Source organism: Sphingomonas asaccharolytica NBRC 15499 (assembly GCF_001598355.1).
GTDB lineage: Bacteria > Pseudomonadota > Alphaproteobacteria > Sphingomonadales > Sphingomonadaceae > Sphingomonas > Sphingomonas asaccharolytica.
Genome location: NZ_BCYU01000004.1, coordinates 64,272 through 77,105 on the forward strand (window position 1 = coordinate 64,272; position 12,834 = coordinate 77,105).

A 12,834-nucleotide genomic window follows, 5' to 3' on the forward strand; every position below is an offset into this window, starting at 1 on the left:
GGGGTTTAGCGGGGATTGTAGAAAAGAATGCGGCTGCCCAGCCGCTCGAAGCCAAAGCGCACTTGCCGCAACTCCAGCGCCTGCGCGATATCCTCGTGACGCTCCTTGGGTGCGTAGAACATCATGAAGCCGCCTTGGCCGGCGCCGAGCAGCTTGCCGCCGATTGCCCCCGCGCCACGGGCCCGGTCGTACCAGCCGTCGATCGCCGAATTCGATATGCCGGCGGCCAGTGTCTTCTTGAGCGCCCAATTCTCATGGAGGATCTCGCCGAATGCGTCGATATGGCCACGGCCGAGTTCATCACGCATGATATAAGCGAGCTCAACCATCCGGCGCAGCGCCGCCTGCTTGTCGACGTTCGTCGCGGATTCCGCCGATTGTCCTTCCAAGATCGCCGAGGCGCTACGCGTAATCCCCGTATAGAAAACGATGATGCGATCTTCGAGCAATTGCTGAACGTCGCGCGGCATGATCACGGGCGTTACATTGACGCTGTCGTCCTGCCGGAATTCGATAAGATTGAAGCCGCCGAACGCAGCGGCATATTGGTCTTGCTTGCCGATCGGCTGACCACAGCGTTCGATCTCGACCTCGCAGCTCCGCTCGCCCAGGTCGCCGGCCGAGGCATGGCGGCCGAGATAAGCGGACATGGCATTGAGCAGTCCGACCGTGAAGGTCGATGACGACCCCAGCCCGGTTCCGCGCGACGGAATGTCAGCGGTAGTCGTGATCTCGACGCCGCCGCGCACACCGAGCATGTCGAACGTGGCGCGGACCAGTTCGTGCTCGATCTCGTCGAGGCAAGCGACCTCCTCGGTCTTCGAGTAGGCGAGGCGGATTCCGCCGTCGAACTTCCGATTGACGCTCACATAGACATATTTGTCGATCGCCGTGCTCAACACGGCTCCACCGAACTGCCGGTAGAATGACGGCAGGTCACTGCCGCCGCCGACAAAGCTCATGCGCAAGGGGGTCTGGCTGATGATCAAGTTGCAATTCCCGGATTGTTGCGACCGTCAGACGCTCGGACCGACGATGATGGTGACTGCCTCGGCGATCGAGTCGGTGACATGGTCCGGAGCCATCGGCCATTTCCCGTCCCTTCCGCCTTCTCCCGTGCGGACCAGAATCGACCGTAGTCCGGCACGCTCGGCCATGGCAATGTCCGCCGAGCTGTCGCCGATCATCCAGGATTGGGAGAGGTCGATGTTGAGATCGGCAGCGGCCTGTTCCACCATCCCAGTGCCCGGCTTGCGGCAAGCGCAGTCCCGCTTCAGTTCCGGAACTTCCCCGGGATAGCCGCGATGCGGATGGTGCGGACAATAATAGAGCCCGTCGAAAAAGGCGCTGTCCTCACCGAGTTCTGCCTCTAGCTTTGCATGAATGTCGGCCAGGCCATTCTCGTCGCATTCGCCACGCGCGAGCACCGGCTGGTTCGTCACCAGCACCACCCGATATTCGCCGTCATTGAGCCGCTTCAGAGCAGCGCCTGCGAAGGGAAAGAGTGTGAGGTCGGCAGCTCGGGCGATATGGCCGTGCAGTTCGTTCAGCGTGCCGTCGCGATCGACGAAGACGGCCTTCTGCTTGTGGTCACGCCGTGCCCGCTCGACCACCCCCGACGTCAGGTGACGTTCGGCTTTGTCGAGCCGGGCAGGAGTTCCGATATCCTTGATATATTCGTACGAGACATAGCCGCGCAATTTCGCGCCCTCGTCCAGCATCTCCGGAAACAGGTCCTTGGCGAAATCGCCGATCTCCATGCGCCCGACCCAGGGCGCGAGCGCGGCGCGCTCCACTACATAGAATGCGGCGTTGACGAGATTGCGCAGATGCGCGCCCGGGGGGCGTGGATAGGAATGGAACCCTTCGATCCACCCATCGGAGGAAAGCCGGACCAGGTCGGAATCCGCGGGGTGATCATTGGGGTGCAGTAATAACGTTGCCGCGCCGCCGGCTGCGGCATGGGCATCCAGCATGTGCGCCAGGTTTATGTCGAACAGCGTGTCGCCATAGACGACGACGAACCGTTCCCGGAGCCGATCCAGACAGGCAAGCGTCGCCCCGGCCGTGCCGCGCGGCGATCCATCGTCGATCAGTTCGATGCGGCAAGGGAAATCCTCACGGGCGATGAACGCCTCGATCTGGTCGGCAGCGTGATTCACCAACAGGACGATGTCGTCCACGCCGCCCCGTACCAGGACCTCGATCTGCCGCTTGAGCAGCGGGACGCCCGCGACGTCGACGAGCGGCTTCGGTTTCCCGTTAAGCCGGCTGACCAGGCGGGTACCTTTCCCGCCCGCCAGGATGACGGCCTGGGTCATCCCCGGACTTCTTGGGCGATGATTTCGTCAACGGCGCGCTGCACGGCCTCACGAGATCCCATCGACGGGGACCAGCCGGTCCCAAGCAGGCGCTCGACCGAATAGCGGAAGCGCGGCACGTCGCCGACCCATCCCCGGTTGCCTTCCCCGAAATGGATGTCCGCCGCCGGGCACTGGCGATCGCGGACACGCTCGGCAATCTCCCGCACGGTAATGCCGTCGTCGATCGGGCCGACGTTAAATACCGCGAATCTCTCGCCAAGGTCACGGATGTGCAGCATTGCCCGGACCAGATCGTCCACGTGCAGATAAGCCTTTTGCTGCGATCCATCGCCCAGCACCTCGAGCCGTTCGGGCGTCCGTTTGAGCTTGCCGACAAAGTCGAGGATCACGCCGTGAGTCGCCGGGGTACCAATGACGTTCGGAAAGCGGCAAATACTTGCCTTGCCGAGGTAAGCTTCATGCGCGGCGCGGATCTGAGCTTCGGACGCCAGCTTCATCGCACCGTAATTCGAGATCGGTTGAAGCGGCCCGATATTCTCGTGGATCAGATCGTCGCCATGATCGCCATAGATCGCCGAACTCGACGCAAAATGCAGAACGGGGATGGACCGACGCTTCATCACGTCGAGGATGGACGCGGTCGTGAGGAAGGTCTGCCGCAGATCGACCCGATAGTCGGCGACGCCCGCCGGGATGTCGGAATTGGCCGCCAGGTGCCAGATCTCGTCCACCTCAAGCTCGCCCACCGCCTGATCGAGCGCCTCGGGGTCGGAACAATCGGCCTCCCGAAAAGAAAAGCCGGCATGCGCGCGCAACGGCGCCATCGCCGACAAAGTACCGCGCGAAAGGTCGTCGACGACAACAACCTCATGGCCCAGTTCTAGCAGAGCCGCGGCAAGGTTGACGCCGACAAAGCCTGCGCCGCCTGCGATCAGATGAAGGGACACGTATGGACCTCGTTTCAGACTTGGTGAAAACTATCCGCCATAACAGCGGGGGAGTTGCGCCTATCGAGCGCCATGTCACGTTGCGATGGCGAATTCTCTCTTTTCCCGATCCGTTCCAGGATCAACGATTCGACGCGCCTTGCCATAGCCTCTTCGCTCGGAAAAGAAGCGACAAATTCCAGCCCCGCGCGGCTCCGTAGGGCACATTTCCCGGCATCGTCCAGCAACGCGGCCATATCGCACGCCATTCGGACCGGATCGGCATCGGCCAGCAAGGCGACATCCCTGCGCCAGCCATAATTTACTTCATTACCCGGGCGATCGAGATCGACCACCGGCAGGCCGCATGCCATCATCTCATAGGGAACGAGGCTGGGGTTGGTCGTCGAGAATACCAGCCCGGCGGCGGAACTCGCATACAGGCGCGCCAGATCTTCCAGCGTCGGCACCTCGTCGAGATAAGTGACCGGATAGTCCTGCGGATGCTTTCGGGCATTGTTCGAGCCGAAGAACATGATCTCGTAATCAGGCCTCAGGCGATGGAACTCGCGCAATGCCATCGTACCGATAAGGAAACAACGGCGCGCCATTTCGGGCTTGGCAAAGAACAATATCCTCTTGCCCCGCTGTGTTTTACCGGCCGCTTCCGGGACATACACAGTACGGTCGATCGGGAACTGGAACGAATCCGCTTCCATGCCATAGTCGCGCTTCAGGATGTCCACGCACCAGGGGCCGGACGTTATCGCGTAGAGATCCCTGCGATATGTATTCTCCGCCAGGATATATTCGGACCCCATCGGATAGAATGCAGGTTCGAAATCCTGCACAAAATAGATGATCTCACCCACCTGCGATTTGACCGACTCGGCCAGCGCGACAGTCGACCAGTGCGTTGCCATCAACACGTCTTCGTCGTCGACGTTTCCGGCAAACCGGTTCACTGGGCCCTCGAATGGAAAGAAATGTTCGCGCACAGTCCGACGCAGTTCGGATTTCGACATCGGCGTGTCCGAAAAATAGAGTCGCACGTCATGCCCGAATTTTTCCAGGTAATAAGCGGCGCGCAGGATATTGCGGTGCCCGCCGCCGCCGATGATCACCCCGGGCAGGATCCAGCCGATCCGGAGGCGCCCGCCTTCCGACTGGACACGCGCGGCCATCGGCTCATCCAGCCCATAAGCCGCGAGCGCACTGCGCGCCGCAACCGCAGTGGAGAAATGCTCGACGGCCACAGCGGCGGCTGCGCGGCCGATCGCTTCGCGCACCGCTGGTGATTCTATCAACCGGTCGAGCTTGTCCTCCCATTCCTGCCAGGTGGATGCGAGAAACCCGGTCGTGCCATCCTGGATCGCCGCGGCGAAGGGCGCCGTACGGCTGGCGACCGTCGGGACTTCGACGGTCGCCGCCTCGAAGAATTTGAGCTCGCTTTTGCCTTCGGAGAACAGGTTGCCCTCTTCGAGCGGGGCCAGATTGATATCGCACTCCGACAGGCTGCGCAGCATGTCGAGCATCGGCATGAAATCGGCACGTTCGATCCGGTCGGCGAACGGTGCCCAGCTTTCATCAAGGTCAAGCAGGCCGACGAGACGGAAGCGGACGGTCGGATGGCGGCGCATGACCGCCTGCAGCGCTGGTGCGCATTGCATGAAATCCCGTGCGTGAGTCCTTGAGCCCGAGAAATAGCAGATACGAACCACTGTCCCATCACGCACACGGCCCGTGACCAGATCGCCGGCCAAGGTACGCTGCGCCCGATTTACGGTATTGCGCACGACGAAGGCGTCGCGGCCGAGCGCTGTCATCCTGTCGCGCAGGAATTCGGTGGGGGTGGTCGCCCGGTCGCACGCGAGCAGCAAACTGCGGTGCTCCAGGACGCCCTTCCCATAATCGGCCTTCCCGCCTTCATCGAGCTCGGCCACGCCGGCGATGTCACCGATGATCGACGGTTCGAACACATAGTCGTCGACGTCGAAGATCGTCCTGATGCCGTTCGCGCGGCAGTATTTGAGCAGTTCGGTGATGTGCGCCTTAGGATCGTAACGCACGCGAAAGAAAACGATAACGCGCGGGCGCATCTTGCGGGCGATGATTTTGCGGCCATCCCCGATCAGGAGCGCCTGTGCGGAATAACCCCATTCCTCGAGCCCCTCGATCAGGTTGTAGACCCGGTAGCGCTTGGATTCGCCTTCCCAGCATCCGATCAGGAAAAGAACGTCGCAAGCCGGCGTGGCAGCGGGACTCAGCAATCCGCCGATCTGTCGCCCCACCTTGCGGAGTTGGCGCGCCACATAACGTCCAGCGGACTTCACTCTGATGTCAGGCATGCGCATTCCCGGATGACCTCATTCCATGATGATAGCATGGCGTCATAATCCGCGATCTGGGCAACATGCGCCGTGCCATCCCGGCCGAGCCGATGACGCAAATCGGCATCCTGTGCCAATGTCGACAGCAGTGATGCCAGTGTGGCGGTTTCGCCAGCCGGATAGAGCAGCGCCGACCGCCCCTCTGCCACCAGTTCCGGAACACCATCGACCCTCGACGCGACGACAGGGAGGCCGAACCACATCGCTTCCATCAGAACGCGTGGCGCGCTCTCACGCAACGAGGTACAGGCGAAGATATCGGCCGCCGCGTAATAAAGCGCAGTGTCGTCGACCGCACCGGTCAGCACCACTCGGGCCGCGAGGCCGCTCGGCAACGCATCGCGCGCCACGGCGAGAGCGCGCGCATAGTTCGCCTCGACCGGCGCGCCGACGATCAGAATCCGCACCTTCGCCTGCAGCGCGCCATCAAGCCCTGCAGCGGCGCGTATGAGATCGCGCTGTGCCTTGCGCATGCAATAACTGCCAAGCGATAGAATGCAGATTTCATCATCGCCGATCCCCAGCATCCTGCGCGCGTCCGCGCGCGCCCAGCGCTGCCGGTCGCTTGCAATCCGCTCGGGTGGTATCGCGTAACGGACGATGGCATCATTGCCTCGCAAAAAGAGCGGTGCGAATTCCCGTCGGGTCGCCTCGGCCACGAATGCGACCACATAGGCATAAGCAAAAGCCGCGCGCGCGTGCGCTCGCTGCACAGGCGCATAACGCTTGAATACCTCGTTCCATCCCCCTCCTTCATGCTGCCACCAGACCGCGCCGATCCCGGCTTCCCGGGCCGCCAGGACTGCTGGGAACATCTCGGTCGTATTGGCGAAGACCGCATCGGCGCCCAGTCTCTTGAGACGCGCGGCAAGATTGGTGACGTGGATAGTGAATTTTTTGGCTCCGGCCTTGCGCGAAAGCGGCTCGAACTGTTCGACCGCTATCCCTTTTGCCCGATACGCATCGGCAAGCGGCCCATCTTGCGGCGAGAGGATCGTCGCGACGATGTCGCCGCGTGCGCAAAGGCCACCGACAAGATCAAACAAGGTGGCCGGTGCGCCTTCGTGATCAAGGCGATGCGAGAAGAAGACGACCCGCATCGGCGTACCGGTAACTCTTGGGTAGCGGCGCGGCGCTGGGCGAAAGAGCCTTTCCCCGCCTGCGAGGTTTCGATTGTATAAGGCGTCATGCGCATCGCCGACGATGGGCCTGCCCGAAAACGCCTCAACCTCGGCATCCGCGCCAGCAACCGCGACGACCGACCGACCGATGCGGTGCATCGCCTCCGAGCAGGCGACACCGATACTGTACCAATCCTCAACCACCTCGTTGAAGGCATGCGAGTCGAGAAGGTATGTGCGACGCACCGCGAAACAATGGCCGGATATCGCCGACGTCTCATGGGCAACCCGGCCGAGATAAAGATAACCGGTGGCGTGGCCTGGACGCCCGGCAAAGGCCGGCGTCAGTGACGCCGTGCGCAACGGACTCACCAGCCCCGCCTCGACGATATACCCTTCGCGGTCAACGAGCCGCGCACCCGCCGCGCCGACACCGTCCAGCCCGGCATAACCGGCCAGCTGACCGCTCCAGTCCGACCCGATCGGCCGCGAACCGGGCGAGACGAAGATCAGCGTATCGCCGGTGGCTTCGCGGACGGCAGCATCTAGACGCGCCGACAGCGTCGCATTGGCGGCACAGGCAACCCAGCGCAGATGCAACCCGGCGCGTATGGACGCCGCCTCGATTGCCGGGCTCGGGCCCGCGCCGGAATCGATGACGAGCAACTCGGCCCCTGCCGGGCAGAGACCGGCAAGCGAAGCGATCGCATCGAGATCGGTCGGGCGTCCACTCCGCGTCGCGGTGACGATCGAGATTGTGCCTGGGTCGCTACGAAAGGTCAGGGCATGAAGCCCGATACGCTTCTCATGAGCCCAGTCCGGCCGACCGGCGGTCGCCGGGATGGAGCGCCGAGCCAGTGCCTCTTGCACCGCAGCTTCGCCTGCCGCGAAGCTTTGTGGCTTCTCACCCCCGCCCATCGCGGTCGACCCCGGCAGCACCCGCCAGTGATAGAGGACTTTCGCCACATGCCTGATGTTGCGGGCTAGCTCGGACGCTCGCAACGCAAAGTCGTAGTCCTGGCTTCCATCGAATGCTGGGCGCATGCCGCCAAGGCTTTTGAACAACGTCCGGCGTACCGCCATCGCATGGCCTAGATACATATAGGACAGCAGCAATACGGGCGACCAAGCCGGTTTGAACGCAGGCGCCGATAGCAGGCCGTCGATCTCGATCTTGTCATTGTCACTATAGACGAGGTCGCAGTCCGGATCCTCGGCAAAGGCAAGCGCGATTTCCGCAAGGGCGTCTGGCGTCAGGAGATCATCCTGATCGAGGAAGACCAGAATATCGCCGCTCGCAAGCATGGCGGCGGCATTGGTCGCAGCGGCGATGCCCCGATTCTTCGCTGCATGCGTGACGACGATACGGCGATCGTGAGTTAGGTCAGCGAGCATCGCTGCAAGCTCTGGATCATTGCTACCGTCATCGGCAATGCAAAGCTGCCAACGTTCATGGATCTGGGCTTGGACCGACCCGATGGCTTCGGCGAGCAGGTCCAGCGCTGGGCGATAAACCGGCATGACCACTGAAATACGGCCGAGTTCGCTAGAGCGGTTAGCAAGCGCAGCCACAAGGTCCGCTCGCGTTGCCGGAGTCAGCCGGTTCGCCGCACGCCATGCAGCATAGGGGTCTATCCGCTTTTGCAAGGGGCGCATCTGCGAAGGCAGGCGAAGCCGAGCAAGCGTCAACGCAACGCTAGCTCTTAACCTGTCACGCCATCGCATGGCCCGGTTTAGGCCTTGAGCCCGAGCCGCTTTGTGGCGCCGTGCCTCGCCAGGATCGGCTCCCACCACGCGCGATGATCGAGATACCAGCGCACGGTAGCGGCGATGCCCTCTTCGAACGAGACCTCAGGCTCCCAGCCAAGGTCCGTGCGAATCTTCCCAGCGTCGATCGCATAACGCTGATCGTGTCCCGGGCGGTCAGCAACGAACATGATCTGCTCGGCATAACCCTTGCCATCCGGACGCGGATGGCAATGATCGAGTTCGGCGCAGATCGCCCGCACCACCTCAATATTGCGGCGCTCTGCATTGCCGCCGACATTGTAGGTTTCGCCTGGGTTTCCGCGTTCAAACACGGCGCGCAACGCGCGGGCATGGTCCTCAACGAACAGCCAGTCGCGCACGTTGGCGCCGTCGCCATAGACCGGCAACGGTTCGCCCGCGAGCGCGCGAATGACGATCAGCGGGATCAGCTTCTCGGGGAAATGGTAGGGCCCATAATTGTTCGAACAATTAGTGACGAGCACTGGCAGGCCGTACGTATGCCCCCAGGCTCGAACGAGATGGTCCGACGAGGCCTTCGAAGCCGAATAGGGCGAACGCGGGTCGTAGGGCGTGGTCTCGACGAAGAACCCTTGGTCCCCAAGCGACCCGAAGACCTCGTCAGTCGAGATATGATGGAAACGGAACGAAGCTCTCTGCCCGGCCGGCAGGCCGCGCCAATAACCCAGCGCCTGCTGGAGCATGGTGAACGTGCCAACCACGTTGGTCTGGATGAACTCAGCTGGTCCGTCGATCGAGCGGTCGACATGGCTTTCAGCGGCCAGGTGAGCGATCACATCGGGCTGAAATTCGGTAAACAGGCTAGCGAGCAAGACAGCGTCGCAAATATCGCCCTGAACAAAGCGATAGCGCGGACTGTTTGCGACCGGGTCGAGCGATTCGAGTACGCCAGCATAGGTCAGCTTGTCGAGAACCAGCACCTCATGCGCACTGTCCTGGATCAGATGACGCGCCAAGGCCGAGCCGATGAACCCCGCCCCCCCGGTAACTAAGATCTTCATTGTCGAGACATCTCCGGATTAGTCGGACAGGCAAAAGAAAATGGAGCAATCCATGTTCAGATCGCAATCTCCCGCAACGGACCAAGTGGGTTGCCGTCATAGGGAAACTCCACCGTCAGGCTGGACAGCGGCCGCAATATTGCGTCCTTGTCCGACAGGACTGGCGCCGAATCGATAACGGGCCAATCGATCCCAATGGCCGGGTCATCCCACGCAATTCCTCCTTCGCAATCGGCCGCGTAATAATCGTCTACTTTATAGGCGATCTCGCAATTCGGCTCGAGCGTCATGAAGCCGTGGGCGTAACCCGTCGGAATGAGCAATTGCTTCCCGTTGTCGGCGGACAGCTCCACCCCCGCCCATTGCCCGAAGGTCGGCGATTGGCGTCGGATATCAACCGCGACATCAAAAACGCGACCGCGAATGCTGCGCACGAGTTTGGCTTGCGCATGCGGCACTGCTTGAAAATGCAGGCCTCGCACAGTGCCTGGCGCACGGGACAGCGATTGGTTGTCTTGGCGGAATTGTACATCGACACCTGCCGCCTTGAGCCGAGCGTCATTCCAGGTTTCACTAAACCAGCCGCGGGAGTCTTCAAAGCGGCGCGGGCAGATGATTAGCGGAGACATGAGCTCAATTCATCAGGGCGGCGATACGGCCGCGTGTTTCGGACGCGCCCTAATAAAGGCGATCCCTGGCGGGTCAAATTGCCGTTTGAGATTCCTGGATTTATCTTTGTCGACAACCTGTTGGATCAACCGCCCCGCCATCCGGACCGTTTCTACGCACTCTGTCGCCTTCGCGTGCTCCCGTCGCGCTTCGAAAGACCAGCGGCTGTTTCGACCGGCTGAGTCTGCTTCCGCCGCGGAGCGCGGGGGCGCCATGCACCACATCCGGGCCGGCCCGATTGGGCAGCCGCCTGATTCTGGATCGTTGAACTCGGTTCAGCATTGTTGCCTTCCCGCGAACTCGTCATCACAAAGCCGGGATGCGCATCAGCCGCGCCGATTTGGCGGACTTTGCCTATTTCCTTGCCTTGGCGAAGCATTGCAGCTTCCGCCGCGCCGGGCTGGAATTGGGCGTCACTTCCTCCGCCCTGAGCCATTCGCTGAAGGGTCTCGAGGCGCGGATCGGCGTACGGCTGATCAACCGGACCAGCCGCAGCGTGACGCTCACTGCCGCCGGCGAGGACCTATACGCCGCGCTCACTGCGCCGTTCGACGCGATCGACACGGCCGTCGAGGGCCTGAATCGCCATCGCGACGAACCCACGGTCAACGTGATGGAACTCGCCAGTTCGCTGTTATTGTCGCCCGTTCTGCCCGTCTTCGTCGACCGTTATCCAGGGATCGCCATCGACATCACCGTGACCAACCGGTTCGTCGATGTCGTGGCGCAAGGCGCCGATGCCGGGATCCGCTTTGGCGGTACCGTGCCCGAGGACATGATCGCTCAACGCCTGTCGAGCGACATTCGCCGGGTCGTCGCGGGCTCGCCCGCCTATCTGGAGCGGCGCGGCACGCCTTCGCATCCACGCCAGCTATCGAACCATCGCTGCCTACGCATTCGGCTCGGCGACGAGAGCATCTATCATTGGGAGTTCGAGAAGGGCGACGATGTCATCGCGATGGAGGTGCCCGGCGCGATCAGCCTCGACCAAAGCCAGTTGGTGCTCGGCCTCGCGCTGGCGGGAACCGGGCTCGCTTATCTTCCCGAACCGACGGTCTCACCCTTGGTCGAGCGAGGGCTCCTCCGCCCAGTGCTTTCCGACTGGGCGCCGATGGGTTCCGGTTTCCACATTTATTATCCGAGCCGGCGGCAACTGCCGGCGGGGCTGAGACTGTTGATCGATCTCATCCGCGAGCTCCAGCCGCTCGGTCTCTAGCTTGAGCGATCGATGAGCGGCGCTCACTGCTTCATTGCAGAGACTATTGCTAATCCAGGGCGGCGCTGACGCCTAAATAGCCCGCCTGATCGCCGGGCCGACCCTTGGCGATTGCCCATCGGCGGAGCAGATGCGTGGCGCAGTCAGCCGTTCTTGCACGATTTACGTCCGCACCCGAGAAGCGGAACTGGCGATCGGGTTGGAGCGCGATCCTCGCGCTGACACTCTGCGTGTCGACCCTGATCGCGTCCGAATTCATGCCGGTCAGCATCCTCAGCCCGATCGCGTCCGATCTGCACCTGACGCAAGGCGCGGCGGGCCAGGCGATCTCGATCTCCGGGCTGTTCGCGGTATTGACCAGCCTATCGCTGGCGACCGTCACGCGCGGATTGGACCGGCGGCTTCTGCTGCTCGGCCTCACCCTGCTCATACTGGCATCCGGGATGACGGTCGCCTTCGCTCCCAATTTTTTCTTGTTCATGGCCGGGCGCGCCATGATCGGCGTCGTCATCGGCGGCCTCTGGTCGATGTCCGCCGCGACGGTGATGCGGCTGGTGCCGGAGGATCAGGTGCCGCGCGCGCTTTCGCTGCTCAACGGCGGCAACGCGCTGGCCACCATTGTGGCGGCACCGCTCGGCAGCTTTCTCGGCCAGTATATCGGCTGGCGCGCCGCGTTCTTCCTGGTCGTGCCGTTGGCGGCGATAACCTTCGCCTGGCAGTGGCTGACGCTGCCGGCCATGCCTTCCGATCGATTGGCGGGCGGTGCCAGCGCTCTTGGCTTGCTGCGTCGTCCCGCCGCCCGCTTTGGCGCCGCGGCGGTCGCAATGTTGTTCGCCGGGCAATTCGCGCTCTTCATCTATATCCGCCCCTTTCTCGAAGGGGTGACGCAGCTATCCGCTTCCGCGCTGTCGCTGGTGCTGCTGTTGATGGGGCTGGGCGGCCTGGTCGGGACCTGGATCTTCGGACGTCTGGTCGCACGCTTCCCGTCGGTGACGCTGATCCTGGCGCCCGTGGGGCTCGCCGTGATCGCTTGTACCCTGGTCGCGGTCGGACCGTTTGCCGTGCCGACTGCAGGCCTCCTGTTCCTTTGGGGCGCCATTGGCACCGGCGCACCGGTCGCCTGGCGGACCTGGGTGGCGCGGCGCTTCCCCAAGGATGCCGAAGCCGGGGGCGGGTTGCTCGTCGCCATCGTCCAACTGGCGATCACCCTCGGCGCGGCGGGCGGCGGCCTCCTGTTCGATGCCGCCGGATACCGGGCGACCTTCCTGGCGAGCGCCGCCCTGCTCGCGGCCGGCGCGCTGTTGGCCGCCCTGGATGCCCGGGAGCCGGACAATGTCGCGGCTCAATAGCCAAGCTGAGGACCTTCCGCCTGCGCTGGCTCTTTCAGACATTTGCCCTG

At 62.7% G+C, this 12,834-nt stretch carries 9 protein-coding genes; 2 read left to right on the forward strand and 7 right to left on the reverse strand.

Going from position 1 to position 12,834, the window contains the following annotated elements; genetic code table 11:
* Nucleotides 1–5: 5 nt before the first annotated feature.
* Genes SAS01S_RS01980 through rfbC form a run of 7 tightly spaced genes read right to left on the reverse strand, consistent with a single transcriptional unit; the run spans nucleotide 6 to nucleotide 10,179 of the window.
* Nucleotides 6–989 carry a GHMP family kinase ATP-binding protein gene (locus SAS01S_RS01980; RefSeq protein ID WP_066803968.1) on the reverse strand — a complete coding sequence of 328 codons (984 nt, stop codon included), beginning with the start codon at nucleotides 987–989 and terminating at the stop codon, nucleotides 6–8.
* A 27-nt stretch (nucleotides 990–1,016) separates the two neighbouring features.
* The gene (locus SAS01S_RS01985) at nucleotides 1,017–2,321 is read right to left on the reverse strand and encodes an HAD-IIIA family hydrolase (protein WP_066803977.1); all 1,305 of its coding nucleotides are present in this window, start codon (nucleotides 2,319–2,321) and stop codon (nucleotides 1,017–1,019) included.
* Nucleotides 2,318–3,271, reverse strand: a complete 954-nt coding sequence (locus SAS01S_RS01990) for an NAD-dependent epimerase/dehydratase family protein (RefSeq protein ID WP_066803980.1) — start codon at nucleotides 3,269–3,271, stop codon at nucleotides 2,318–2,320. Before SAS01S_RS01990 ends, SAS01S_RS01985 begins: the two co-directional genes overlap by 4 nt.
* 14 nt (nucleotides 3,272–3,285) lie before the next feature.
* Entirely contained in the window at nucleotides 3,286–5,604 is a 2,319-nt protein-coding gene (locus SAS01S_RS01995) for a rhamnosyltransferase WsaF family glycosyltransferase (RefSeq protein ID WP_084238399.1), read from the reverse strand.
* Entirely contained in the window at nucleotides 5,580–8,450 is a 2,871-nt protein-coding gene (locus tag SAS01S_RS02000; RefSeq protein ID WP_169804884.1) for a glycosyltransferase, read from the reverse strand. The genes SAS01S_RS01995 and SAS01S_RS02000 overlap by 25 nt, the downstream gene beginning before the upstream one ends.
* Before the next feature lie 44 nt (nucleotides 8,451–8,494).
* A complete protein-coding gene (gene rfbB, locus SAS01S_RS02005; RefSeq protein ID WP_066803989.1) occupies nucleotides 8,495–9,550 on the reverse strand; it encodes a dTDP-glucose 4,6-dehydratase in 1,056 nt (351 codons plus the stop codon).
* Between the two features lie 56 nt (nucleotides 9,551–9,606).
* A complete protein-coding gene (rfbC, locus tag SAS01S_RS02010; protein ID WP_066803992.1) occupies nucleotides 9,607–10,179 on the reverse strand; it encodes a dTDP-4-dehydrorhamnose 3,5-epimerase in 573 nt (190 codons plus the stop codon).
* Between the two features lie 359 nt (nucleotides 10,180–10,538).
* Between rfbC and SAS01S_RS02015 the strand changes: the two genes are divergently transcribed.
* Both SAS01S_RS02015 and SAS01S_RS02020 read left to right on the forward strand, forming a co-directional pair.
* Entirely contained in the window at nucleotides 10,539–11,435 is an 897-nt protein-coding gene (locus SAS01S_RS02015; protein ID WP_066803995.1) for a LysR family transcriptional regulator, read from the forward strand.
* A gap of 134 nt (nucleotides 11,436–11,569) precedes the next feature.
* Nucleotides 11,570–12,784, forward strand: coding sequence for an MFS transporter (locus tag SAS01S_RS02020; RefSeq protein WP_084238402.1), 1,215 nt, complete (start codon nucleotides 11,570–11,572; stop codon nucleotides 12,782–12,784).
* Nucleotides 12,785–12,834 lie beyond the last annotated feature (50 nt).

Coding starts and splice junctions, on each gene's coding strand:
- SAS01S_RS01985 (WP_066803977.1), bottom strand. CDS start 2,321: ATGACCCAGGCCGTCATCCTGGCGGGCGGGAAAGGTACCCGCCTGGTC.
- SAS01S_RS01995 (WP_084238399.1), bottom strand. CDS start 5,604: ATGCGCATGCCTGACATCAGAGTGAAGTCCGCTGGACGTTATGTGGCG.
- rfbB (WP_066803989.1), bottom strand. CDS start 9,550: ATGAAGATCTTAGTTACCGGGGGGGCGGGGTTCATCGGCTCGGCCTTG.
- rfbC (WP_066803992.1), bottom strand. CDS start 10,179: ATGTCTCCGCTAATCATCTGCCCGCGCCGCTTTGAAGACTCCCGCGGC.
- SAS01S_RS02015 (WP_066803995.1), top strand. CDS start 10,539: ATGCGCATCAGCCGCGCCGATTTGGCGGACTTTGCCTATTTCCTTGCC.